22 protein-coding genes and 1 pseudogene are annotated in these 25,601 nt (G+C 60.5%); 6 read left to right on the plus strand and 17 right to left on the minus strand.

Going from position 1 to position 25,601, the window contains the following annotated elements; all coding sequences use genetic code 11:
• Positions 1 to 76 precede the first annotated feature (76 nt).
• The 5 genes and pseudogenes from JSY17_RS26080 to JSY17_RS16935 all read right to left on the minus strand — a co-directional run bounded on the left by JSY17_RS26080 (position 77) and on the right by JSY17_RS16935 (position 4,980).
• Complete coding sequence (locus JSY17_RS26080; protein WP_404823387.1) at positions 77 to 943, minus strand: methyl-accepting chemotaxis protein; 867 nt, start codon at positions 941 to 943, stop codon at positions 77 to 79.
• Positions 944 to 2,104 (minus strand): annotated as a pseudogene (locus JSY17_RS26085) (HAMP domain-containing protein); the annotation flags it as partial. It lies immediately after the preceding gene.
• A gap of 367 nt (positions 2,105 to 2,471) precedes the next feature.
• Positions 2,472 to 2,780 carry a hypothetical protein gene (locus JSY17_RS16925; RefSeq protein WP_025260590.1) on the minus strand — a complete coding sequence of 103 codons (309 nt, stop codon included), beginning with the start codon at positions 2,778 to 2,780 and terminating at the stop codon, positions 2,472 to 2,474.
• Between the two features lie 233 nt (positions 2,781 to 3,013).
• Positions 3,014 to 3,448 (minus strand): DoxX family protein, encoded by a 435-nt coding sequence (locus JSY17_RS16930; RefSeq protein WP_206402497.1) that lies wholly within the window; start codon positions 3,446 to 3,448, stop codon positions 3,014 to 3,016.
• Between the two features lie 104 nt (positions 3,449 to 3,552).
• A complete protein-coding gene (locus tag JSY17_RS16935; RefSeq protein WP_232849509.1) occupies positions 3,553 to 4,980 on the minus strand; it encodes an MltF family protein in 1,428 nt (475 codons plus the stop codon).
• Positions 4,981 to 5,146: 166 nt separating this feature from the next.
• Between JSY17_RS16935 and JSY17_RS16940 the strand changes: the two genes are divergently transcribed.
• The 3 genes from JSY17_RS16940 to JSY17_RS16950 all read left to right on the plus strand — a co-directional run bounded on the left by JSY17_RS16940 (position 5,147) and on the right by JSY17_RS16950 (position 8,003).
• Entirely contained in the window at positions 5,147 to 5,971 is an 825-nt protein-coding gene (locus JSY17_RS16940) for a TatD family hydrolase (protein WP_117184382.1), read from the plus strand.
• A 98-nt stretch (positions 5,972 to 6,069) separates the two neighbouring features.
• Positions 6,070 to 7,545: a methyl-accepting chemotaxis protein gene (locus JSY17_RS16945; protein WP_206402498.1), complete on the plus strand. Its 1,476-nt coding sequence runs from the start codon at positions 6,070 to 6,072 to the stop codon at positions 7,543 to 7,545.
• 95 nt (positions 7,546 to 7,640) lie between these two features.
• A complete protein-coding gene (locus tag JSY17_RS16950) occupies positions 7,641 to 8,003 on the plus strand; it encodes an Mpo1-like protein (protein ID WP_117184380.1) in 363 nt (120 codons plus the stop codon).
• Between the two features lie 25 nt (positions 8,004 to 8,028).
• Here JSY17_RS16950 and JSY17_RS16955 read toward each other — a convergent pair whose 3' ends face one another.
• From JSY17_RS16955 to JSY17_RS16980, 6 genes are all read right to left on the minus strand, one after another.
• Positions 8,029 to 8,826 carry an acyl-CoA thioesterase gene (locus tag JSY17_RS16955; protein WP_206402499.1) on the minus strand — a complete coding sequence of 266 codons (798 nt, stop codon included), beginning with the start codon at positions 8,824 to 8,826 and terminating at the stop codon, positions 8,029 to 8,031.
• A gap of 107 nt (positions 8,827 to 8,933) precedes the next feature.
• A complete protein-coding gene (locus tag JSY17_RS16960) occupies positions 8,934 to 9,686 on the minus strand; it encodes a CHAD domain-containing protein (protein WP_206402529.1) in 753 nt (250 codons plus the stop codon).
• Positions 9,687 to 9,718: 32 nt separating this feature from the next.
• On the minus strand, positions 9,719 to 11,719 hold the full coding sequence (locus tag JSY17_RS16965; protein ID WP_206402500.1) for a transglutaminase TgpA family protein: 2,001 nt from the start codon (positions 11,717 to 11,719) through the stop codon (positions 9,719 to 9,721).
• A complete protein-coding gene (locus JSY17_RS16970) occupies positions 11,716 to 12,672 on the minus strand; it encodes a DUF58 domain-containing protein (protein ID WP_117186816.1) in 957 nt (318 codons plus the stop codon). Before JSY17_RS16970 ends, JSY17_RS16965 begins: the two co-directional genes overlap by 4 nt.
• A complete protein-coding gene (locus JSY17_RS16975) occupies positions 12,669 to 13,586 on the minus strand; it encodes an AAA family ATPase (protein WP_117184375.1) in 918 nt (305 codons plus the stop codon). Before JSY17_RS16975 ends, JSY17_RS16970 begins: the two co-directional genes overlap by 4 nt.
• Before the next feature lie 198 nt (positions 13,587 to 13,784).
• Positions 13,785 to 14,063 carry a hypothetical protein gene (locus JSY17_RS16980; RefSeq protein ID WP_025260601.1) on the minus strand — a complete coding sequence of 93 codons (279 nt, stop codon included), beginning with the start codon at positions 14,061 to 14,063 and terminating at the stop codon, positions 13,785 to 13,787.
• 139 nt (positions 14,064 to 14,202) lie between these two features.
• On the opposite strand from JSY17_RS16980, the gene JSY17_RS16985 reads away from it, so the two are divergent.
• Positions 14,203 to 15,249, plus strand: coding sequence for a patatin-like phospholipase family protein (locus JSY17_RS16985; protein WP_117186817.1), 1,047 nt, complete (start codon positions 14,203 to 14,205; stop codon positions 15,247 to 15,249).
• Between the two features lie 62 nt (positions 15,250 to 15,311).
• Here JSY17_RS16985 and JSY17_RS16990 read toward each other — a convergent pair whose 3' ends face one another.
• From JSY17_RS16990 to kdpF, 6 genes are all read right to left on the minus strand, one after another.
• A complete protein-coding gene (locus tag JSY17_RS16990; RefSeq protein WP_206402501.1) occupies positions 15,312 to 16,001 on the minus strand; it encodes a response regulator in 690 nt (229 codons plus the stop codon).
• 55 nt (positions 16,002 to 16,056) lie between these two features.
• Positions 16,057 to 18,711: a sensor histidine kinase gene (locus tag JSY17_RS16995; RefSeq protein ID WP_117184373.1), complete on the minus strand. Its 2,655-nt coding sequence runs from the start codon at positions 18,709 to 18,711 to the stop codon at positions 16,057 to 16,059.
• 16 nt (positions 18,712 to 18,727) lie between these two features.
• On the minus strand, positions 18,728 to 19,300 hold the full coding sequence (gene kdpC, locus JSY17_RS17000; protein ID WP_206402502.1) for a potassium-transporting ATPase subunit KdpC: 573 nt from the start codon (positions 19,298 to 19,300) through the stop codon (positions 18,728 to 18,730).
• A gap of 117 nt (positions 19,301 to 19,417) precedes the next feature.
• A complete protein-coding gene (gene kdpB, locus JSY17_RS17005) occupies positions 19,418 to 21,484 on the minus strand; it encodes a potassium-transporting ATPase subunit KdpB (RefSeq protein WP_117186821.1) in 2,067 nt (688 codons plus the stop codon).
• 10 nt (positions 21,485 to 21,494) lie between these two features.
• The gene (gene kdpA, locus JSY17_RS17010; protein WP_117184370.1) at positions 21,495 to 23,189 is read right to left on the minus strand and encodes a potassium-transporting ATPase subunit KdpA; all 1,695 of its coding nucleotides are present in this window, start codon (positions 23,187 to 23,189) and stop codon (positions 21,495 to 21,497) included.
• 8 nt (positions 23,190 to 23,197) lie between these two features.
• Positions 23,198 to 23,287, minus strand: coding sequence for a K(+)-transporting ATPase subunit F (kdpF, locus tag JSY17_RS17015; RefSeq protein ID WP_074569008.1), 90 nt, complete (start codon positions 23,285 to 23,287; stop codon positions 23,198 to 23,200).
• Between the two features lie 464 nt (positions 23,288 to 23,751).
• Here kdpF and JSY17_RS17020 point away from each other — a divergent pair, with 464 nt between their 5' ends.
• On the plus strand, positions 23,752 to 24,501 hold the full coding sequence (locus JSY17_RS17020; protein ID WP_117184369.1) for a response regulator: 750 nt from the start codon (positions 23,752 to 23,754) through the stop codon (positions 24,499 to 24,501).
• Positions 24,498 to 25,541, plus strand: a complete 1,044-nt coding sequence (locus JSY17_RS17025) for a sensor histidine kinase (RefSeq protein ID WP_117184368.1) — start codon at positions 24,498 to 24,500, stop codon at positions 25,539 to 25,541. The genes JSY17_RS17020 and JSY17_RS17025 overlap by 4 nt, the downstream gene beginning before the upstream one ends.
• Positions 25,542 to 25,601: the final 60 nt, after the last annotated feature.

The raw sequence follows: 25,601 nt of genomic DNA on the forward strand, positions 1-25,601 counted from the left end.
ACAAGCAACAAGCAACAAGCAACAAGCAACAAGCAGGATGAGCAGGCCTTTCAGGGGACTGAAAGGCCTGTGGAACTCAGGCAAACTGGAAGCGGCTGACCACGGAGCGCAGTTCGCTGGCCAGTGAAGATAGCTCGTCTGCGGTTGTGGCGTTGTCGCTCACACCGCCCATCACCACTTGGCTGCTGTTGCGGATGCCCATGACGTTACGGTTGATGTCTTCCGAAACGGAATGCTGCTGCACGGCAGCACTGGCGATCTGGGTGTTCATGCCGACGATTCCGTCTACGGCTTCGTTGATCTGCTGCAAGGTTCCCGAAGCCTGTTCGGAGGCCTCCAGACACGCATGGGCACGGCCCTGGCCGGCTTTCATCTGCTGCACGGCTTCGTCGGTCGCCTCCTGCAGTTGCTGAATGATGCGACGAATTTCCTCGGTGGAGTTCTGGGTACGCGACGCCAGAGTCCGCACTTCGTCTGCGACCACCGCAAAGCCCCGACCCTGCTCACCGGCCCGCGCCGCTTCAATGGCCGCGTTCAACGCCAGCAGGTTGGTCTGGTCGGCGATGGTGCGAATCACCTCGATCACACCGCCGATTTCCTGGCTATGAGTCGCCAGAGCTTCGACTTTCTGGCCACTGAGCTGAACTTCATTGACCAATGCTTCGATGGTTGCCCGGGTGTCACCCATGACTTTCAGGCCCTTGGCGGAAGCATTGCTGGCCGCTTCGGCAGCACGTGCGGCACCTTCGGTGTTCTGCGCCACATCGGCAACGCTGGTGGTCATTTCGTTGATGGCGGTGGCGACCTGTTCGGTCTCGGCCTGTTGGGCATCCATGGATTGCTTGGCCTGACTGATCGAGCGCTCCAGACGTTGCGCGGACTCGGAGACCGAATGCGAGCTGCGCTCGACCTGGCTTAGGGATTGAGAGAACGCTTCGACCATGCTGTTGAGACCCTTACCGACGTCACCGATCTCGTCACGACTGCTCACCTGTACACGTGCAGTCAGATCGCCCTGAGCGATACGGGCCGTCACGCTCAGCAACTCTTCCACAGCGCTGCGAAGAGCACTGTAAATGCCTGCAAAGGCGTACAGCAGCAAGACGCCGAGAACGACGAACAGGCCGATAAAGAACATGCGCTCATTGTTGCGATCATGCAGGCGTGTGGCGAGCTGGTTCTGCAGAGAAGCCTGCATCTGCTCCTGGGCCTTGTAGAACTGCGCGACCACGGCATTGCCACGCTCACCGAGCGTATTGGCATTTACATTCGAGCGTTTGGCCGGATCCAGGTAGTCCAGCAGATCGCGGCTCAGGCTTTCCAGATCGTTGATGGCCACGTTAACGGGTTGCTCCACCACATCCGTCAGTTCAGGCTCTTCGCGACGCAGCAGGCGCAGACTCTGCTGCAATTCCTGGCGAATCTGGGCTTCCTGCTTCATCAGGTTCAGGGTAAAGGCGCGGGTCGTCTCGTCAATCTGGCGATCAGCGCTGAAACCGTTGGCCAGGCCGCGGACCTGTCCGATGACGTTGATCTGTCTGGGCAACCGCAAGGTGCTCAGGTCGATCAGAAACAACGAGCCATAGTCTTCGTCCAGAATCATTCCGGAAGTGGCCGAAATGTAATAGATAAAGCCCAGCACCTTGGTCAACTGATCGTTCCAGGCGCTGAAAATGGTCAATGGATCCCCACCGTTCTTGGCTCGCTCGATCAGTTCGCGGGTATCGGCACGCAGTCTCTGCACACGGTCTGCGGTTTCCAGGTCTTTGCCGACCTTGCCATCCAGAACCGCCAGTTCATTGAAAGCCTGTTCAAGCTTCTCAGCATTGCGAGCGACATCGGCCTTTGCAGCTTCATTGCCGCTGAGCATGCTGTGGGTCAAGGCCCGCTGCATCATGGACAGGCGCAGTACAGGCGTAACGTCCACCAGGTATTTCTGGCCGACCTGCTCATGACTCAGCGTATCGATGCTGGCATTGAGCGTCTGCATGACCCGGATACCGAGAAAAAGCAGAGGGATGAGGACAATGACACCAAGGATAAAAAACTTTATGGGAAAGCGGACACGGTTTGTGACGTAAACGGCAGGGCTCAATATGTTCATCAGATTCTCGTTCACTAAATTTTAGCGACAGCCGTTCAGGGCCTTTTTTGAGACGATCCCTTTCTCGTTTTGTGTTGGTCTATTTATGCGAAAAATCGGTGCGTCAGGCTTTGTACGAAAAGTCGGTGAGATACGATCAGACATGGCAAGGACAGGCGATGAGTGGTCGAAGTCACGCGCGGGTTCCAGCGTTGTAAAACGCTGTCGGGGATTTGCACTACACAACGGCTATCGACTGAAGCACGGAAACACTGAGGTCAATCGAGCATTCAGGGAATGAACGGTCACGGATTGCACAATCGCAACCCGTTCCGGGAAGGCTTGAAGCGCTTGATAGCGCGGGGAATAACGCGAGTTCCGGGGTTTGTCAGCCGAGGGTGATCAGCCCCTGACGGGCAATGCGCGTCAGATCGCGGATGACCTGCTCGACGTTGTCGGCATCCGGTGTCTGAATCACCGCCAGATCGAACTGGTCATTGGCGTAATGAGCCAGCGATTGGGTCGTATCGGCAAATTGAATGAGAAAGGCACAGGAGCCGCCGCGACGCCGAGGCCAGCCATCCAGATAACGCAACAGCGTCGGTTGATGCGAACCGCCCAGCAGGATTTTCGGATTCTTGCGCGACAGCACAGTGGTGATCGGGGACAGGCGAGCGAGGGGGCGCAGGTTGTTCATGGTGTCTTGTCTCAGCCTCGGGAGTTCCGCTGGGCAGCGGTGGGAGGCAACACCGAACCAACGTTTTAGCGGTATTTCGACAAGGTTCTGGCCTTGCCTGGCGCCCCGCAAGTAGTTGTTAAATCGGCGCCTGGCCAGCATCGTAGAGAAGCCGCTGGTTAATTGTCAAATGCCATCAACCAGAAAGGCCCGCCTTTCACAAGGCGAGCCTTTGCCGATGCCCATGCCGCTGTTCAGTTGGCGATGGCGCGATCCGCCGAGAGTTTGCCTGCACCTTCGATCAGTATCGCGATGGAACCGCCAAGCAGGGCCAGGGCGAACTCGTAACCATTGTTGGCCATGAACAGCCCGTTGCCGATATGCACCGAGAAAATCGCCACCAGCAACAGCACCGACAACCCCAGGGCAGCAGGACGGACCAGCAGACCGATCAGCACCGCCAGACCACCGAAGAACTCGACACTGCCCGACAGCAGCGCCATCAGATAACCCGGATTCAGCCCCTGGCTGGCCATGAACTGCGCCGTACCTTCCAGACCATAACCACCGAATGCACCGAACAGTTTCTGGCTGCCGTGAGCGATGAAGATGATGCCGACGATAATGCGCAAGACTGTCAGGCCATAGCCAGCGCGAGTGGAGAGTACCGATTTGATGGTTGCGTTCATGGTGAGTTGTTCCGTTACCGATTAAGTGGGAGTGGCGCCATCATAATCAAATCAACCAATATTAAAATCGCAAAAACCGCAGCATAACAATCGAATTATTCGATTTATCTTCGAATCACTGACTTTTCGGACGTTTCTTTCTCCAGCGCACCACGCTCACGATCAAACGCCAGGTAGTACTTGTTCACACTGTTTACGAAGCTGACGACATTGGCACTGCCCTGCTCCATGGCGATACGTTCGGTCTGGAAAAACCATTGATTGGGGTTGAGTCCACGACGGCGCGCCTCGTCACGCATGCTCTGTACACGCTCCGGCCCCAGGTTGTAGGCCGCCAGCACAAAGGCCATGCGCTCGCGTTCGTTGACTCTGGGGCTGGCGAAATACTTGCTGCGGATCAGGGCCATGTAACGGGCACCGGCCTGCACATTCCTGTCGGCATTCTGGATATCGGAAACACCGACCCGTTTTGCCGCCGACGGCGTGATCTGCAGCAAGCCCGTCGCCCCGCCGCTGCCCTTGGCCGCCGGGTCCAGCTTCGACTCCTTGAATGCCAGCGCTGCCAGATCCAGCCAGTCCATGTCCTGAGCATCGGCATGGCGTTGCAGCATGGGTCGCAGTTTTTCCAGGCGCTGAAGATTGGTGCGTACCAGAGGGTTGTTGACCCGATAGGTGTTCTTGTAGGCCTTCTCGAAAGCCAGATCCTGATTGGCGGGAGCCTTATAGGTCTTGAGGAAGTCATCGACACTGGCGCGCAAGCGGGTTGCGTCCTGGCGCACGAACCAGCTGATATTGTCGTGAGTGCGCAAGGTCAGGCTGCGGTCCAGACGCAGCCTGGGCATGACTCTGGCCCAGCGCTCGGCAATGGGTTGCTCCACCAGCGTCAGGGGATAGATACCCGCCTGAACCATTTCCAGCACGTCTTCCACGGCAAGGCTGGGGTCGACCCATTCGATACGTACCGGTGCCAGCTTGCGCAATGCCAGTTGCTGATTCACCTGATACAGCGCTTCGTCGGCCATGCTGCCGGCCGGCAGGCTCAGGGTGCGTCCTGACAGTTGTTCGACATTTCGGTAGCTGCGCCCGCCCCTGACACCCACCAGGATCAGTGGCACATCACGGATGATCGGCTCACCGGCATCGACGCCCCTGGCACTGGAGGTATCGAGCAATTCACCGGGCGCCACCAGATCGCCCTCGCCGCGTTGCAGGGCGGCGAGCAACTGATTCTTGGCCTTGGGGATGATCTTGAACGTGACTTTCTGGCCGTTTCGGGCATGACCATTGAGGTATTGTTCGAAGGCTTGCAGACGTTGATATTCGATGCCGATTTCCTGTCCCTTGACGTCTCCCGAGCTGTTGCGGCTCTGATTGACCAGCACCCGCAATACCTTGCTGCTGCGAATGGCCTCCAGGTCCCGCGCCTGGGTCTTGTGCTGCGCAGCCTCCGGTCCGACCTGGCGGGCAGCCGCTGACAAGGGCGACAACGCCAGGAGGCAAACGATGGGCAAAAGCAGGGCTCGGACGATCATTCACGCTCCGGGGAAATGCCATGAAAAGACAGAAAAAAGGGTTGTTCAGGGACGCACTACATACAAAATCGTTAAACCGTCAGGTTTAACCTGCTGAATACACAGCATTTTCTTGTTATTACCGAAGCTCTGATATCCTCGGCAGCCTTCGGCTGGAGGTAGCACCATGCAACTCATCGACATCGGCGTCAATCTCACCAACGCAAGCTTCGATTCGCAGCGACAGGCGGTACTCGACCGGGCCTATGCCGCCGGCGTGTCACAACTGGTCGTCACCGGCACCAGTGTCGAGGGCAGCGAACAGGCTCTGGAGCTCTGCCATGAACTGGATGAAAGCGCTCTGCGGCTGTTCTCCACGGCTGGCATTCACCCCCATTCGGCGAGCGATTGGACCCAGGACACCGAGCAAAAGTTGCGGGCGCTGCTCAAGGAATCTCGCGTGCGTGCAGTCGGTGAATGCGGGCTGGATTTCAACCGGGATTTCTCGCCTCGCCCCCAGCAGGAAAAAGTGCTTGAAGCCCATCTGGCACTGGCCGTGGAGCTGCAATTGCCGGTCTTTCTGCATGAGCGCGATGCCAGCCAGCGCCTACTGGAAATCCTGCGCGACTACCGCGATCGCCTGCCTGCGGCGGTGGTGCACTGCTTTACCGGGGAGCAGAAGGCCCTGTTCAGTTATCTGGATATGGACCTGCACATCGGCATCACCGGCTGGATCTGCGACGAACGTCGGGGAACCCATCTGCACCCGCTGGTCCATAATATTCCCCGTGGCCGCCTGATGCTGGAAAGCGATGCGCCTTATCTGCTGCCACGCAGCCTGCGACCCAAGCCGAAAAACGGTCGCAACGAACCGGCGTATCTGCCCGAAGTCCTGCGTGAAGTAGCCTTGCACCGCAACGAAAGTCAGGCCGACCTGGCCAGCCATACCACAATCTGCGCCAGAGACTTCTTTGGTCTGCCGGATTTCGTGGAGCCAGCCGGGGAAATGTGACGTTACCTTGACCCGTATCAACTTCTTGTTTGATGGCTGAGGCATCGTGATGGCACCTTGCTGCACATCTCTAACGATCAACCAAAAGAAGACCACTCATGGGCTCATTGCTTAGCAACCTCTCACTGAAGTACAAGTTCTGGGCCGTCAACGCGGTCGCATTCATTACCACCCTGCTCCTGGTGATTTACGCCGTGGAACTGGAGCAACAGGCCCGCCAGGAAACCGCCAGAGACGCCGCCCAGGCACATGCCCGCCTGATTGGCGCATGGCCCGCCGCGCAACCCTTGCCCTCCTCGGCCAATATCCTGACTTACACCCAGGGCCAGACGCCCAGCCTGAACAACCAGCCCTTGCCCGAGCTGAGCAATGCCACGGGCTGGGTAGCCCTGGATAAACAGGCAGGCGAACAATCTCTGGTCGGCGCACAAGTCGTCAGCCGTGCCGACGGCCAGCGTGTTGCCGTGCTGGCTCAGGCACCCACTGCCTTGCAAGTGCTCGAAGACCGCTTCGCCAATTACGCCATAGCGGTATTCGTGCTGATGATCGCGATGCTCTGTGCTTCGCAATTATTGATCCGCTTCATCCTCACACAGCTCAACACCCTCAAGGATGTGATGCTGCATGTCGAGAAAAGCGGCGATCTGTCTGCCCGGGTTCCCAACGGCAGCGCCGATGAAGTCGGGCAGATGGCCAAGGCTTTCAACGCCATGCAGGCGGGCTACCAGCGGGTGGTCAACACCGTCTCGCAGACCGCCACCCGCCTGGATGAAGGCGCAGCACACCTGGCCTCCGGCATGAAGGATGTCCGCCACGGCATGCTCGGCCAACAAAGCGAAACCGATCAGGTCGCCACCGCGATCAACGAGATGACAGCCACTGTTCACCATATTGCCCAGCACGCCAGCACCACACGGGATCAGTCCCAGACCGCAGATCATCTGGCGGGCAGCGGCAAGACCGTGGTCGACCGGGTCCAGGTTTCCATTGCCGGTCTTTCCAGCGGTGTGCAGCAGACCGCGCAGATGATCCAGCGTCTTGCCGAAGACAGTCAGAAAATCAATGGCGTGGTCAACGTGATCCACAGCATCGCCGAACAGACCAACCTGCTGGCCCTCAACGCAGCCATCGAAGCGGCACGCGCCGGAGAAATGGGGCGTGGTTTCGCCGTGGTTGCCGATGAAGTCCGCAATCTGGCCAAACGGGTGCAGACGTCCACCGACGAAATCACCGGTATGGTTTCAGCCCTGCAGGCCGGAACCCGCGATGCCGTGGATTTCATGCAGGACAGCTCCTACAAGGCCGACGAGTGCGTGCAACAGGCGCAGGAAGCCGGCGAAGCACTGGCGGCCATCGCCGGTGCCGTGGCGCAGATGCGTGAAAGCAATACCCAGATCGCCGTGGCGGCCCAGCAACAAAGCCAGGTGGCCGAGGAAATGAACCGCGCCGTGGTCAGCATTCGCGATGTCACCGAGCGCACCGTCACCCAGACCGTGGAGTCGGCATCCACCAGTGACGATCTGGCCACTCTGGCCGGCGAACTGAGCAAAGCCATCGGCCAGCTCAAGCTGTAAAGGTCTATCGCACCGATAGTCAGGCTTGGCTCGCGGACCAACGGAGCCAAGCCTATTCTTCAGGCATTGAAATATGTCTTGAAGAGGACCGTAGTATGGGCAAGCGACTTCCCAATCTCCCCGCCTGGCAATGGCGCGGCTATGCCGACAATCATCAGCATCCGGCCAATCTTGTCCTGCACCTGATTGCCGTGCCCCTGTTTATCATTGCGGTCCTGCTGTTGCTCGACGGGATCTTCTCCCTGAGCTTTTCCTCGATTGCCATTGGCATCATCGGCCTGATCGCCGCCTTGGGCTTCCAGCGTCACGGCCACTCTCTGGAGGCCCGGGCGCCAGAGCCTTTCAGCGACAGAAGCGATGCCGTAAAACGTCTGCTGACCGAGCAGTTCGTGACCTTTCCACGCTTCCTGCTGAGTGGCGCATGGTGGCGGGCCTGGAAGCAGAGGCATCACCGATAAAGAGAGACACCGACGATAAAATGGCTCAACCGAAAACCGTGACCGTCTGCCTGCTGATTGCTACCAGTTGACCATCAGGAGCCCACAACATCGCGGCGGTATGGCCATAACCGTCGCGGGCATGTTCGATCACGGCGCGGTAACTGCACCAGTCAAGCGTGTTCAAGGCGGGTTGTGGCTGCACAAACTCGATGGTCCAGGTCAGTGAACTGCCGGGAGCGGGTTTGCTCAGATGTGGCAGCAGCGCAGGCGGCCAGGTATCGACCATCGCCAGAATGTGTGCCTCGGTCAGTGGCTGAGGCTCGATTTCATCGCGAAAACGCACATAACCGCCAATCGCGGGTGACCGGGTATTGCTGAACGGCAGACCACCCAGCGCCCAGCGCACTTCCATGAAACGCATGTACTCGGGCATGACGCCGCTGATAAAAGGCAGTGCCGGGCAATGCTCCAGTGCCTTGAGCTCGGGAGCCGGATCAGCCGTCACCGCAACCACCGACTCACGCGCAGCGCCGAAACTGCCCTGCATCAGGGTCATCACCTGCCCGTTCTGCATCGCTCGCCCCAACACCTGACTGACCGCCTTGCCCTCTCGCAGTATCTCCACCTCGAAGGAGATCGGCACGCCTGGCTCGGCGGGTCCGACAAAGGTGATTGCCAGGGAACGCACCGGTCTGTCCTGGGATACACGGCCGCGCATGGCCTCATATTGCAGGGCCGCCATCAGCCCGCCAAAGCAGGCGCGCCCCTGGGACCACAAAGCCGGGATGGTGACAGACTGCGGGTTGTCGCGCACCGCGTTGAGCAGCTCGGAAAAATTCATTGATACCCCGGCGTAGGAAGAAGCTGACAGACCGCGATCTTAACGACCCCGCTGCCCGCTGACATACGCCGTATCAGCCATATTTGCGGCTTGAATGACACCCGTCATCAGAAACAGTCTCTGGCCAGGCGCTCCAGGGCAATTTCGGCCTTGCGCTCTGCGCGCACGATTCCGATCTGCCAGCCCGCAATGCAGGGTGCCAGGTCTGCCTCCTGCCCAGCCTGTGCCAACCACTGCAAATGATCGTGCCAGTTGCCCAGTTCACTCTGGGCAGCCTTGAGCCTGGCCTGAAGTTTTTTGGGCTGATGACTGAGTTGCGGGTAAGCCTCGGCGGCATAGCGCACACGCTTGATAAGCAAGCGCAGGTCGTGGCGGTCATGGCCCGGATCGGCCATGGCCACGCGCAGCTTCTGCCATTGTTTGTCCATGCGTTTTTCAATGATCTTGCGCAGATCACCCAGGCCACCCTGGCGTTCCTGCATGCGCAACATGGCCGGAAACTGATCGAGCAAGGCGAGCAGCCTGAGCAGCTCTGCAGACCTCGCCACTTTCGGGCAGGCCTTGTCCAGATACTCGTGACGCCTGTCCGCTGCTTCGTCCAGACCCTTTTTGGCGAGAAACCCGGCCAGGACCTGCATGTCGCGCAAAGGCGTCGTCAACTGGCCAACCGCCTTGGCGGCCTCTTCCAGCGGCTCGGCCCCGGGCAGCTCGCGCAATGGACGCAACAAACTGCGCAGGCGACGAACCGTAGTACGCAGATCGTGCAGTGCTTCACTGTCGGTGGAGACTGCCACACGTGCCTGACAGGCGATCAACTTGACGTCCAGCGCAATGATTTCGGCGATCAGATGGTTCACCATCGACGACATGCCCGCATCCTCTGAAAAACGATTTATGAATGGCTGCCCTTCAAGGGTGCCAGGCGCCACGGCAAGCGACGGCGCAACTCTTTGAGACAGCGGCGCAGCTCACTCACCGACGCACCGTTTGCGCCATAGCGCTGGGCCTGGAACTCCTGGACAAAGGCTTCGATGACATCGGCATGGCGAGGAAAAAACAGCACGGCGCGGCGGCAGAAGGCTTCGGCCCCCTCACCCGGCATGCGCCGCAGCCCATGTCGCGCCAGCAGCCGCTCGAACGCCATGAACAGACGAAGCTGCGAGTCACTTTCCCGCTGCCAGGGTTTGAACAGCCACAAGGCTATCAGTGCCAGAACACTCAGGACACCCCCCACGAAAACCGGCACCTGAAAACCCGAGAACCAGCGCCCCAGCACCTGCAACTGCTGTTGGCCCTGATAGCCCAGCACCCAGCGTTGCCAGCCGTAATTGAGGCTGTCCCAGCTCAGGCGCAGCGAATTGAGCCAGGCCACGTCTCGATAACGCAACGCCGACATGGGGGAATCCTGCAGGAAGGCCTCATCGGCGGCCAATGCCTGCTCCAGTCCCTGCTCGATACGCTCGGGCGCAACGGCAGCGGTGGGATCGACACTGCGCCAGCCGACGTCCGGCTGCCAGTATTCGACCCAGGCATGGGCGTCGAACTGGCGCACGGTCAGGTACTGGCCATCCGGATTAAACTCGCCGCCCTGATAGCCTGCCACTACCCGTGCCGGAATCCCCGCCGCCCGCAGTACAAACGTCATGGCTCCGGCGTAATGGCCACAGAACCCCTGCCGGCTGACAAACAGGAAATCATCGATGCTGTCGATCCCCAGCGTCGTGGGCTTGAGGGTGTAATGAAACGACTCTTCGCGAAAATACCGCTGCATGGCTTCCACCAGGGCATCGGGCTTCGTATAACGGCGCGACAGGTCCCTGGCCCACTGCCGGGCCTGATCATTGCCCTTGGCGGGCAATTGCAGATCCTGACGCTGAATGTTTTCGGTCAGTTGCGCGTCACGAACCGCCAGCGGCCATGAGGTCACGGCGAACATCAGGGACTGATCGACCGGACGTCTGCGCTGCAAACGGAAATCGCTCATCTGGCGCACCTCCGCCAGGGGCGTTTCGCCGACATCGAGAATCGGCAGCCAGGGACGTCCGCTGGGCTCCATAACGATGCTGTAGGCGATTGCATCCCCGCGTTTTTGCCACTGCGGCACCTGTACCGTCTGGGCGCGCAACGATTGCGACCAGCGACGCCCGTCGAACTGCTCAAGGGTCAGGCTACGCCAGTACAACTGATTGCGCGCCGGTACCGGCCCCTCGAAGCTGGCACGAAACACCAGGGCTGGCGACTTGCTCAATTCGGTCAGGTCCCCCGGCGACATGCTGTCGGACAGGCCGGTCACGCCCTTGTTGCTCGGCTGCGGCAGTGCCCATAACGGATCGAGACGCGGAAAGAACAGAAACAGCAACAACATCAGCGGCACGGCCTGAGCCATGAGTTTGAGGCTCAGTTTCAGGCTGTTGACGGGCTTGCTGGCCAGATCAGACTGTTGCAGACCGATCAGCGATGCCAGCAAGGCAGCAATCGGCAGCAGACTCAATAGCGCCCAGAGCAGGTTGTCCTCGAACAGATACCCCACCACCACACAGAAGAACCCGAGAAAAATCAGGACCAGCGCGTCGCGACGGGTCTGCATCTCCAGCATCTTGAGCACAAAGGCGGCGATCAGCAGTGCGGCCCCGGCATCGAGCCCTACCAGACTGCCACGCGCCAGATACACACCGCCTGCCGTCCCCACCAACAACCCCGATTTCACCCAGTTGCCCGGCATGCGTGCCCGCATGCGCATGACTTGCACACGCCAGGTCATGCATCCCAGCCACAGCAGGATGATGGATACCGGCAGGTGAGTGATGAAAGGCAGGATGACCAGAGCCTGGGCCAGTAACAGCCAGATCAGACCGGGACGCGGAACGGGTTGTCCGAGACTGACGCTGTTCATGAGCGATTGCCGAACAGTGCCAGTTCGCGCAGGCAGGCCTCGCGATGGGCGTCGCTGCTGTCTACCGCCGACAGGAAACCCGGCAGACGCAAGGCAAACGGCTGCTGACGCTGTGACAGTTCCAGCACCCAGTAACACAGACGCGAAAGGCGCTCCTCGATATCGCCCCCCAGAGCCATGAAATCCAGACACAGTTCATGGCCGCTCAAATCGGTGAAGTCCTTGACCAGCAAACCCTGACCTCGGGAATACGCCTTCCAGTGCAGGCGTCGGCGGTTATCCCCGGGCTGGTAGCTGCGCAAGCCCTGATAGTCATCCACCCCTGCCCCCCGAGTCGCCTGACCATCGTCCTGGGCATGGGGCTGCACGCCTTGCAGCAACGGCATCGCGCCCGGTATCGGACGGGGATAAATCAATACCGTCTGCTCCAGATCCAGCCAGCTCCAGGCGCGGAAAATCCCCAGCGGAAACACGCTTTCGACGCGCAAGCGGGGGGCACGCAGCCAGCCTCGGGTTTCCGCAGGCAGTGTCAGTTCCACCTCCGTCAGACCTTCGGCCGACACATCGCCAGGCTGCAGCGTTTGCGCATTCCAGCCCAGCCCGAGGGCCTGATGGGCATGCCCGGCACTTTCCAGACGCAGGCGCAACTGTACCGGCTCACCGACAAACACCGAACGCGCCAGACCGGCACTGAGCACCAGCCCGCCCAGATTGCGATAGGTATGCAGGATGGCCAGTATTCCCACCGACAACAGTAGAAAGGTCAGGCCATAAGCCAGGCTGTTCTGATAATTGATGGATACCAGCAGCATCAGAAACACCACCAGCGCGAACGTCGCGCCGGTGCGGGTCGGCAGGATGAAAATGCGCCGATGATCCAGTTTGACTCGCGCCGCCGGCGGAATCCGTCGCCCCAGCCAGCGCTGCCAGAGAGGTTTGAGCTGCGGGATCAAAGCACTGGCACCTCACGCAGCAACCACTGCACCAGCGCCCCGCCGCCATGGCCGGTCGGGTCACTGCGCTCGCGCAGACGATGACCGACCACCGATGGCAGCACCGCCTGCACATCTTCCGGAATCACATAGTCGCGACCCAGCAACAGGGCCCAGGCCCGCGCCGCCGAAACAATTGCCAGGCTGGCACGCGGCGAAAGGCCATAGGCGAACTGTGGCTGACTCCGTGTGGCATCCACCAGGCGCAAGACATAGTCCACCAGCGCATCGCTGACCCGTACCTGCCGCGCCTGGGCCTGCAACAGGCCCAGTTCGGCATGATTGAGTATCGGTTGCAAGCGCGGCATCAGTTCGCGTCGGGACTGGCCCAGCAGCAGGGCTTTTTCAGCGGTTCTGGCGGGATAGCCCATGGAAATGCGCATCAGGAAACGATCCAGCTGCGACTCGGGCAAGGCAAAGGTGCCGCCGGAACTGAACGGGTTCTGGGTCGCGATCACAAAAAACGGATCAGGCAGCAGCCGCGTCGCGCCCTCGATGGAAACCTGACCTTCTTCCATCGCCTCCAGCAAGGCACTCTGACTCTTGGGCGTCGCCCGGTTGATTTCGTCGGCCAGCACCAGTTCGGCGAAGATCGGCCCCGGATGAAAGGTGAACTGTCCGGTATCGCGATCGAACACTGAAGTACCCAGAATATCGCCGGGCAACAGGTCCGAGGTGAACTGGATACGCTGATAGCTCAAGCCCAGAATCCGCGCCAGAGCATGGCTGAGGGTGGTCTTGCCCATACCCGGCAAGTCCTCGATCAACAGATGACCGCCACCCAGCAGGCACGTCATTGCCAGACGCACCTGCCCTTCCTTGCCCAGCACCACTTCGTTTATGGCACTGAGACATGCATCGAGTTTTCTGCCCATCTGAAAGCCTCTCCAGCCGACTGCTCATAAAGCCATTGGGACTGCAAACGATGCCATCACGCACGACCACTGTAAGGTTAGCGTAGGCCTTTTCGCCAGAAGAGATAGGAGAATTGCTGCGGGAGATATGAGATGGTTGTTCGCGAATGAATTCGCTCCTCCAGACGACGCGGGAGCGAATTCATCCGCCAAGCGGAATCAGCGACCGGCGCGGGACTCACGAATATAGAAGCGTGCTTTTTCGGCCTTTTGCGTACAACCTTCAAACGCTTCGAACTGCTGCTGGGTCTTGGCACCGGTCAGGAGCGACAAAGCCTTGGAGTAACTGACCGTCCCGGCAAAACCTTCGGCCTTGGCCAGATCCAGTTCCTGCCAGGCGCTGTCGAGCTGACTGGCACAGCTATCCCGATACCCGGTCTTGCCGGCACAACCTGCAAGGACCACGATGAACAATGGCAAACAGATCCAGGCTTTCATGGGGTGTTACCTCAGACGTAAAAAATAGAGTGTGCGACTTTGACGATGCAGGCCACTAAAAGTGCCGTAAGCAACTGTTTTCATTGCATGGCATTCTGCATCACCCCGTCATGGATCGATACCTGTCAGGAGCGTTCAGATGAAGAAACGAATAGCACTGGTGCTGGGCTCCGGCGGTGCTCGTGGTTATGCCCACATCGGCGTGATCGAGGAGCTGGAGCGGCGTAATTATGAGATTTCCTGCATTGCAGGCTGCTCGATGGGTGCCGTGGTGGGCGGTATCTATGCCGCTGGCAAGCTGGAACAGTATCGCAAATGGATCGAAAGCCTCGATTACCTGGATGTGTTGCGGCTGGTGGACGTGAGTTTCCGGCTGGGGGCGATTCGTGGCGAGAAGGTGTTCGGACATATTCGCGATATCGTCGGCGAGATCAATATCGAAGACCTGCGTATTCCCTACACGGCCGTAGCGACCGACCTCACCAACCAGCAGGAAATCTGGTTTCAGGAAGGCTGCCTGCATCAGGCCATGCGCGCCTCGGCAGCGATTCCAAGCCTGTTTACCCCGGTCATGCAGGGTGGCCGGATGCTGGTGGATGGCGGATTGCTCAATCCGTTGCCTATCGTCCCGGTGGTTTCCAGCCACTGTGATCTGATCGTGGCAATCAACCTCAATGCCACCAATCAGCAGCAGTATCAGTTACCGACCATTGAACGTCCGCCAGCCGTGAAAAAGCGTGTCGATTCGCTGATCAGCTCACTGGGCTCGCGCCTGCCGTTCCGGCGCAAGCTCGAAGCCGTCGATGGAGGATCGAACCGCTTGAAATCCTCGGCAGCACTTATCGAAAATCCCTGGCTGGGCGAAGAGCCCGCCGACCCGCTGAGCCAGCAACCCGCCGCGGCACCTCTGGCTTCCGGTGCTCCGAAATCGGCCAGCGGCTCGGTCATTATCGACAATGTGGGGCCTGCTTCATTGCTGGATCTGATCAACCAGAGTTTCGAAGTGATGCAGACCTCTCTGGCGCAGTACAAGATTGCCGGTTACCCGCCGGATATCCTGATCAACGTTCCCAAGCGGGTCTGTCGGTTCTTCGAGTTCTACAAGGCCCCGGAGCTGATCGCGCTGGGTCGTGAGATTGCCAGGGATACGCTGGATCGATATGAAAACGAGCACGGCAGCGCGTAGGACAGGCACAAATTCTGCGTAGCAGTCGCCAGCAAGCTGCCTCCCACAAAGTGATGCCCGGGTCATCCGCCCATCAACCGGTACCCAACCCCCGCCTCGGTCACGATAAAGCGCGGGGCAGCGGGGTCATCGGCCAGCTTCTGGCGCAGGTGCCCTACCACGATCCGCAGATAGTGGCTGTCTTCGGTGTGGGTCGGCCCCCAGATATCCTTGAGCAATTGCTGCTGGGTAATGACACGTCCCGGATAGCGCGCCAGTTGTGCCAGTACGGCGTACTCCTTGCGAGTCAGCGCCACTTCCACACCATCGAGCAGCACACGCCGATAGGCCAGGTCCACGGTCAGCGGGCCGATATTGAGTGCCGCTTGCGGCTTGTCACCGACCGTTACCTGCCGCAGCAACGCCCGGACCCTGGCCAGAAACTCCTGAATGCCGAAGGGTTTGGTCACGTAATCGTTGGCCCCGGCATCCAGCGCCTGGACCTTCTGGGTTTCGCTGGCGCGGACCGACAGCACCAGCACCGGCACGCTCGACCATTCGCGAAACTCGCTCAAGACCTGTTGGCCATCCATATCCGGCAGACCCAGGTCGAGCACCAGCAAATCCGGCTTGCTCAAGGCCGCCTGACTCAGACCGTCGATGCCCGTGGCCGCTTCAAGCACTTTGTATCCTTGTGAAACGAGGCTGATGCGCAGGAACTTGCGAATCTGCGGCTCGTCGTCGATCACCAGAATGGTCGAGGTCTGACTCATGATGTCCCTGGGTATGCAATGGCCGGATGGGCCATAAGCCTAACGTAAAGCGTCCTCAAGACAACGACTCCGTTTCGGCTTCAGGCTGTGTCTGCAGCGGCAGGTGCAAGGTGATGCAGGTGCCTTGCCCGTCAATGCCGGTTCCCACGCTGACACGTCCACCATGGGCACCGACCATGCCCTGACAGATCGCCAGCCCCAACCCCGTGCCCTGTCCGCCACGATCCCCTCGGGCAGCGGTGTAGAACATGTCGAAAATCTTCGCCCGTTCGCTCTCGGGAATCCCCGGCCCTTCATCGCTGACCGCAAATAGCAGTTCGCCGTTCTCTACCGTGACCGCCACCTGCAGACGGCCATTGAGCGGCGAAAAGCGCGCCGCGTTTTCCAGCACATTGACCAGCGCCTGCTCGATCAAGGCAGCATGCACATACAGCAGCGGCAGCTCGGCAGACACCTGAGCCTCGACCTGCAACGGCGCCATCACTGCACGCAGACGACTGAGGGCACTGCCGACGATATCGCCAGGCGATACCCAGTCCCGCGCCAGTTTCAGTGCGCCGTGGCCCAGGCGAGTCATATCCAGCAGGTTCTGAATATAGCGATCCAGACGCTCGGCCTCGTCCCGGGTGCCTTCCAGTAGTTCACGACGGTCTTCCAGGGAAATCGCTTCGCCCAGCGCCAACAGGCTGTCGATACTGCCGCGCATGGAAGTCAGGGGCGTTCGCAAGTCATGGGAAACCGACGCCAGCAAGGCGCTGCGCAACTGCTCGGTTTCCCCATGCAGGCGCGCCGCTTCCAGATCCTCGGCCAGTCGCGCACGGGCCAGCGCCTGGGCCAGTGGCTGGCTGAGGGCGATCAGCAGACGACGACGCTGGGCAGTGAATTCCTGGCCATCGCGCGGGCATACACCCAGCAAGGCCAGCGGCCCGTTTTCACCGGACAATGGCCACCACCACCAGCGCCCGGACGGCAAGGTGCCGGTGCCGTAGCCCGCCGCCTGATCGTGCTGCCAGGCCCAGTCTGCCGCCGCACGCTCCGGTTCGGACAATGGCGCAATATCGTTGCCGGGTTTCCAGCCGCCCTGGCCGTCACGGTCCAGCAGGCAGACTTGCAGTTCCTGCCAGCCATTCAAGTGATGTTCGGCGGCGCTGAGCACGGCCTGTCGATCGGTCGCTGCGGTCATCTTGCGGGACAGGTCCAGCAGTTCACTGGTCTGCTCCTGCGTATCGCGCAGGGCCTCCAGCTGCCGACGCTGGCGCGCTGCCAGATTACCGGTCAGGGCAGACATCAGCAGAAAGAACAGCAAGGTCAGCACGTCTTCTTCGCGCTGGATGGTCAGGGAAAAACTCGGCGGCATGAACAGAAAGTCATAGGCCAGGAACGACAATACCGAACAGGCCAGCGCAGGGCCGACGCTGGTGCGTATCGCCACCAGCAGAACGGCCGCCAGAAACACCAGCGAGATATTCGGCAGATCCAGTACGTTCGACACCGCCCAGGCCAGGGCACTGGCCAGCAAGGTCGCAATCAGGGCCAGGAAGTAATCGAACCACGGCGCAGGGCGGGATGAGCGAATCCGTGGCTGATCCGGCAGCGGCTCGCTGTCCAGCACACTGATTTCAAGGCCATGGGCTTCACGCAACAAACGCTCGGCAACGCCGCCGCCGAACAGCCGACGGCGCAGGCGCGGTTGCGACTGGCCGACCAGAACCACGCTGGCCCGACGCTCGGCCGCATGCTGAATCAGGGTTCGGGCCACCTCGCCTGCCCGCAGTTGCACCACTTCCCCGCCCAGCCGCTCGGCCAGTTGCTGGGCACGTTGCAGACGAGCGCGGGACTGTTCGTCGAAAGGTCGGCCATTGTCGACATGCACCAGCGTCCAGGGCAGATGCCGACGCTGTGCAACACGGCTGGCATGCCGTACCAGGCGTTCGGCATGGATATCGCCATCCACACAGACCAGCAAGCGTCCGCGCACGGCAGGTGCGTCCTGCCCCAACTGGCGGTAGCCCTGGGCCAGATCGTTGTCCACCTGTGCCGCCGCCGTCTGCATCGCCAGCTCACGCAAGGCCGTGAGGTTGGTCTGGGTAAAGAATGCATCGATGGCGGCCCGCGCCTGCTCCGGCACATAGACCTTGCCGTCGCGCAGACGCTCAAGCAGTTCACGGGGCGGCAGGTCGATCAGCACCAGTTCATAGGCTTCCTGCAACACCCAGTCAGGCAGGGTTTCACGGACCTGTACGCCGGTAATGCCGCGCACTTGGTCGTTGAGGCTTTCCAGGTGCTGCACATTGACGGTGGTGTAGACATTGATGCCGGCGGCCAGCAGTTCCTGAATGTCCTGCCAGCGTTTTGCGTGACGACTGCCCGGCGCGTTGCTGTGGGCCAGTTCGTCCACCAGCGCCAGTTCCGGACGCTGCCTGAGCAGGCCATCGAGGTCCATTTCCTCCAGGGTCACGCCACGGTATTGCGAACGCAGCAGAGGCTGTTGCGGCAAACCGCCCAGCAACGCCTCGGTTTCTGCGCGACCATGAGTCTCGACCACACCGGCAAGCACCTTCACGCCCTGGCGCAACTGACCATGGGCGGCCTGCAGCATTGCGTAGGTCTTGCCCACGCCGGGCGCAGCGCCCAGAAATACTTTCAAACGCCCACGCCCGGCTCTGGGCATATCGGCTAGCAAGGCATCGGCACGGCCGGAATCACTCATGTCTGTTACTACTCACTCAAAGTTGTGCCTGGCGTTGCGCAGACGTTAACCGATTCAGGGCACGATTCAAGTCCAGCACATTGACCACGGGCGGACCGATCAGGGATCGCTCGGTATTGGCATCGATCAGGGCCTGCACCTGTTCCAGCGGCAGCTTGCGCGCCGCCGCGACACGCGCAGCCTGATAGGTAGCCGCGGACGGCGGCAGATGCGGATCAAGACCGCTGCCGGAAGTGGTCAGCAAGGCCAGCGGCACTGCGCCCTGCCCTGCAACGGCCAGTTTTGCGGCATCCTCGGTGACACGGGTTACCAGGGCAGGATTACTCGGTGCCAGATTGCTCGCGCTGCTGGAAACCGTGGCAAAAGCGCCAGCAGAAGGACGCGGCTGGAACCATTCATCACCGCTGAAGGCCTGGGCAATCAGCTCCGAGCCCTGCACCTTACCGCTGGCGTCGTAGACCAGACTGCCATTGGCCTGTTCGGGGAAAGCCACCCGAGCCACACCCGTGACGGCCAATGGATAAGCCACGCCGGTCAGCACAGTCATTAACACAATCAGGCTCAAGGCCGGACGCAATACAGTGGACATAGCAAAACCCTCAGAATCAGATAAAGATCATTTGGCCCCTTCGCGGGCAAGCGCGCTCCTGCAATCCCTTGCGAGAGCGGACTCATCCGCGAAAAGCACTCCCGAATGAATTCGGTCCTACACAAGCCCCAATCCAACCAGCAGCATGTCGATCAATTTGATACCCACAAACGGCACGATGATGCCGCCCACGCCATAGATCAGCAGGTTGCGGCGCAGCAGATGAGCCGCGCTGGCGGCCTGGACCCGCACGCCGCGCAGGGCCAGCGGGATCAGCAGCACGATGATCAGGGCGTTGAAGACGATGGCCGAGACAATCGCGCTCTGCGGGCTGGCCAATTGCATGATGTTCAGCACACCCAGTTGCGGATAGATCGCAGCAAACAGGGCCGGCAGAATCGCGAAGTACTTGGCCACGTCGTTGGCGATGGAAAAGGTCGTCAGCGCGCCGCGAGTGACCAGCAATTCCTTGCCGATCTGCACCACGTCCAGCAGCTTGGTCGGATCGCTGTCCAGATCCACCATGTTCGCCGCTTCACGTGCAGCCTGGGTGCCATCGTTCATCGCCATACCGACGTCCGCCTGGGCCAGTGCCGGGGCATCGTTGGCACCGTCACCGCACATCGCCACCAGACGCCCTTCGTTCTGCTCGGCGCGAATACGCTCCAGCTTCTTCTCCGGCGTCGCTTCGGCCAGCACATCGTCCACACCGGCTTCGGCGGCAATCGCCGCTGCGGTCAGCGGGTTATCACCGGTCACCATCACGGTGCGAATGCCCAGTTTGCGCAGTTCGGCAAAACGCTCGCGGATGCCAGGCTTGACCACATCCTTGAGATGGATGGCACCCAACAGCTTCTTGTCGACACACACCAGCAACGGCGTACCGCCGGTCTTGGCGATCTTGTCGATTTCCCGGGCCAGAGCCGCAGGCAAGTCGCGACGTTGCAGATCCACAAAGGCCAGCAACGAATCCACGGCGCCCTTGCGGTACTGATGACCTTGATAATCCACGCCGGACAAACGGGTTTCCGCGCTGAAAGGTACAGCCGTCAGTTCCGCAGGTTTCGGCTCGCTGATCGGATGCAGATTGCGCAGGTATTCGACGATGGATTTACCTTCGGCCGTGTCATCGGCCAGGGACGCCAGCAAGGCGCCGTCACTCATCTCCTTGGCCGTGACGCCCGGTGCGGAATACAGCGCACTGCAACGGCGGTTGCCAAAAGTGATGGTGCCGGTCTTGTCCAGCAGCAACACATGTACATCACCGGCAGCCTCAACTGCACGGCCGGATTTGGCGATGACATTGAGACGCACCAGACGGTCCATGCCGGCAATCCCGATGGCGGACAGCAGGCCACCGATGGTGGTGGGAATCAGGGTGACCAGCAGCGCCACCAGAAACACCAGCGGCAGGCTGCCGCCGGCAAAACGGGCGAACGGCTGCAGGGTCACGACCACCAGCAGGAAGATCAGGGTCAGGCCGATCAGCAGAATATCCAGCGCCACTTCGTTGGGCGTTTTCTGGCGCTTGGCGCCTTCGACCAGAGCAATCATGCGGTCCAGGGTCGATTCGCCGGGGTTGGTGCTGATCCGTATCAGCAACCAGTCGGATACCAGCCGGGTATTGCCGGTCACGGCCGAACGATCGCCGCCGGACTCACGGATGACCGGAGCCGACTCGCCGGTAATCGCCGCTTCGTTGACCGCCGCGATCCCTTCGATGACCTCACCGTCACCGGGGATCATTTCCCCGGCTTCGACGCGCACCACATCGCCTTTGCGCAAGGCGCTGGCGTTGATCATGCCGAACGCGCCGGACTCATCGCGACGACGCGCCTTGAGTCCTTCGCTGCCTGCCTTGAGGCTGTCGGCACGCGCCTTGCCGCGCCCTTCTGCCAGGGCTTCGGCAAAGTTGGCAAACAGCACGGTGAACCATAGCCACAGGGCGATCTGCACCGCCACACCGGTCGGTACGGCCGGGTCGGGAATCAGACACAGAATCGTGGTCAGGATGGCGGTCAGTTCCACCACCAGCATCACTGGCGAGCGGGCCAGTTGACGAGGGTCGAGCTTGACGAAGGCTTGCACCAGCGCACCGCGCCACAGCGACGAGAAGCTGGTTTTCGCCGGCTCGGCCACGGCTGGCGTTTCGGACGGCTTTGTCACAGGAATCTGCATATTCATCATCGGCTCCTCAGAAGCCCAGGCTCAAATGTTCGGCAATCGGACCCAGTGCCAGGGTTGGCAGAAAGGTCAGGCCACCGACCAGCAAAATGGTCACGGTCAGCAAGGTCACGAACAGCGGGCCATGGGTCGGGAAGCTGTTCAGACCCTGCGGCGCGGCCTTTTTCATCGCCAGACTGCCCGCCAGTGCCAGGACCGGAACGATGTAGCCGAAACGTCCCAGGAACATCGCCACGCTGAGCATCAGGTTGTGGAACACGGTATTGGCACTGAAACCACCGAACGCCGAGCCGTTGTTGGCCGTGGCCGAGGTGTAGGCGTACAGCAACTGGCTGAAACCGTGGGGACCGGGGTTGCTCACCGAAGCCAACGGGCCTGGCAGACTGGCCGCCACGGCACCCAGTACCAGCACGCCGACCGGCATCACCAGCAGGGTCGCGACCAGCAGGCGGATTTCCGTCGCCTGAAGCTTCTTGCCCAGGTATTCCGGGGTACGACCGATCATCAGACCGGCCAGGAACACCGCGATCAACACGTTGAGCAACATGCCGTTGAGACCGACACCGACGCCGCCGAAAATCACTTCACCGACCATCATGTTGACCAGCGCGACCATGCCAGACAGCGGGTTGAGACTGTCATGCATGGCGTTGACCGAGCCATTCGACGCGGCGGTAGTCGCCGTCGCCCAGAGCACGGTGGCGGTGGTGCCAAAACGGCTTTCCTTGCCTTCCAGCGGCGCGGTCTGCTCGACACCGGCAATGTTCAGCGCCGGGTTGGGCTGATACTCGGCCCACAGCGAAACAGCGCCGCCGATCAATAGCATGATCAGCATGCAGGCCATGATTGCCCGGCTCTGGCGCATGTCCTTGACGTAATGGCCGAAAGTGAACACCAGTGCAGCCGGAATCAGCAGGATCGACACCAGTTGCAGCAGGTTGCTCAAGGCGGTCGGGTTCTCGAACGGATGCGCCGAGTTCACACCAAAGAACCCACCACCGTTGGTGCCCAGCTGCTTGATCGCGATCTGGCTGGCAGCAGGCCCCATGGGCAGGCTTTGATCGGCGCCCTGCAGAGTGACGGCATCAATGTAGTGAGCAAAGCTTTGCGGCACGCCCTGCCAGACCAGCAGCAAGGCCAGGACGATGCACAGCGGCAACAGACCGTACAGGGTGACACGGGTCATGTCGGTCCAGAAGTTGCCGAGATTTTCCGTCGAGCGACGGCTGATACCGCGACAGAACGCCAGCAGCACGGCAATACCGGTGGCCGCGCTGACAAAGTTCTGCACGGTCAGGCCAGCCATCTGGCTCAGGTAACTCAACGAAGCTTCACCGCTGTAGCTCTGCCAGTTAGTGTTGGTGACAAAACTCATCGCCGTGTTGAACGCCAGCGACCACTCCAGCCCCGGCAACTGCTGCGGGTTGAGCGGCAAGGCACCCTGTCCCAGCAACATGGCGAACAGCAGCACGAAACCGGCCAGGTTGAACGCCAGCAAGGCCCACAGATAGGCCTTCCAGTTCTGCTCGACTTTCGGGTCGATGCCCGACAGGCGATAGCAGATATTCTCCACCGGCCCCAGCACCGGGCTGAGCCAGGTGCGCTCGCCCTCCACCACCCGGTAGTAGAAACGCCCCAGCATGGGTGCAGGCAAGACGACCAGCACCAGAAAAGCCAGAATCAGCAGATAGTCATAACTGTGCATGGCAGCTCCTAGTTCCGGCCTGCGCGCAGCAGCGCAACCAGCAAGTAAATGAACAGCCCGACTGCCAACAGCAGTGACACCCCATCCAGAACGCTCATCAAGATTCTCCGTCGCTACGGCGGTTGCCGCTTGGGAGCCATTGTCCGCAGCAGGGGCGTAAAGGAACGAGAGCGACATTGCGCAAGGGGCGTAAAGACGGCGTAAAGAATGGCGTGTCAGCGCCGCGGTGGGGACTGTGGGGGCAGCTTGCTGGCGACTTCACCATTGTCGCCAGCAAGCTGCCTCCCACAGCATGACCAGCGCTGTACCAGAGACACCACAACACTTAACGAGGACAGAGCCAATGAAGTCGCTCTTACGGAAACGGCATTCGATCGCGGCGTGAGAAAAAGTATTACAGGCAAGCTCTGCCCTTTTGTACCAAGATCAATACATTCAGGACATGCCCACGACATTCTCCCGCGACACCCTTTCGCCGCGCCCCGTGGCGAAGTAGCATTGCGGGAGCGTTGATCCTCAACAGCGGCCAGTGATGGCGGCATCACAAGGCAGCAGTCGCACTATGCAACCGATCCATGACAGCAATACCGATAACTCGTCATCCGAGCAGCGCTGGAACATCCGTGCCCTGATCGTCGATGATGATGTGGCCATTCGTGAACTGCTCTGCGATTACCTGTCCCGTTTCAATATCCAGTCCAGAGGCGTTACCGACGGTACGCAAATGCGTCAGGCGCTGACCGAAGAAACCTTCGATGTCGTGGTGCTTGACCTGATGCTGCCCGGCGAAGATGGTCTGTCGTTGTGCCGCTGGCTGCGCAGCACTTCGGATATTCCGATCCTGATGCTCACCGCCCGCTGCGAACCCACCGACCGTATCATCGGTCTGGAGCTGGGTGCCGACGACTATATGGCCAAGCCCTTCGAACCTCGCGAACTGGTAGCGCGCATCCAGACGGTCTTGCGTCGCGTCCGTGACGAACGCAGTGAACAACGCACCACCGTTCGCTTCGATGCCTGGCGACTCAACAGCGTCCTGCGCCAACTGATTGCGGCCGATGGTCTGGTGGTGCCGCTTTCCAACGCCGAGTTCCGCCTGTTGCGGGTATTTCTGGAGCGTCCGCATCGCGTGCTCAGCCGCGAACAACTGCTCGATGCCGCGCGTGGCCGCTCCATCGAAGCCTTCGACCGCAGTATCGATCTGCTGGTCTCGCGTCTGCGCCAGAAACTGGGAGATGATCCCAAGAATCCCCAGTTGATCAAGACGGTGCGCGGTGAAGGCTATCTCTTCGATGCCAAGGAACTCGCTTGATAAGATCAGCCGACACCCTCTTCGCACGGCTGTTCGGCGGCGCACTGATTGCGATCCTGCTCGGGCATGTGCTGGCATTCATCTGGTTCACCCAATACGGCCCGCCACCGCCGCCACCACGGGAAGCGCCGCCCTCCGCGCAACAGCAGACCAATGATTTCCCTCAGGATCGTGAGCGCCGCAGACCTTCATTCTGGCGTGGTCCGCTGACTGTCGTGGGTTTTCAACTGATCACTCTGGTGATCGCCGCCTGGTTCGGGGCCAAGGCCCTGAGCCGCCCCGTACAACGCATGAGCGAAGCGGCCGAACGCCTGAGCGAAAACCTCGACAGCCCGCCACTGGAACTCACCGGCCCCAGAGAGGCACGCAACGCCGCCCATGCCTTCAATCTGATGCAACAGAAAATCCGCGAGCAGATGCAGCAGCGCGGACGCATGCTGGCAGCCGTCTCCCACGACCTGCGCACACCGCTGTCGCGCCTGAAACTGCGCGTCGAAAAGATCGATGACCTCAAGCTGCACGACCAGATGACCCAGGATCTGGACGACATGATCAATATGCTCGACGCGACCCTGAGCTACCTCAACGAGCATCGCAAGAGCGAAGAACTGCAGCAGCTCGACCTGCAGGCGCTGATCGAATCACTGGCCGAGAACGCCCAGGACAATGGCGACGACGTGCAATACCAGGGTCAGTGCAAGCCACTCAAGACCCAGCCCATGGCACTGCGCTCCTGCCTGCATAACCTGATCGACAATGCGCTGCGCTATGCCGGCAGTGTGCAGATTGATATCGAAGATCAGGCCAGTCGCGTGAAGATCCTGGTCATCGACCACGGGCCGGGTATCGCACCCGAGTTCCACGAAACGGTATTCGAGCCCTTCTATCGCCTCGAAGGCTCGCGCAATCGCAATTCCGGGGGTGTCGGCATGGGTATGACCATCGCCCGGGAAGCGGCCTTGCGCATGGGCGGCGAGCTGTATCTGACCCAGACGCCCGGCGGCGGCCTGACGGTGGTGCTCGATCTGCCGCGCGTCTGACGACCACGTATCCCGCCCGATACAAACCCCACATCCCCACGACAACTGCCACCCCGAGGC

The organism is Pseudomonas capsici (assembly GCF_017165765.1).
Lineage (GTDB): Bacteria > Pseudomonadota > Gammaproteobacteria > Pseudomonadales > Pseudomonadaceae > Aquipseudomonas > Aquipseudomonas capsici.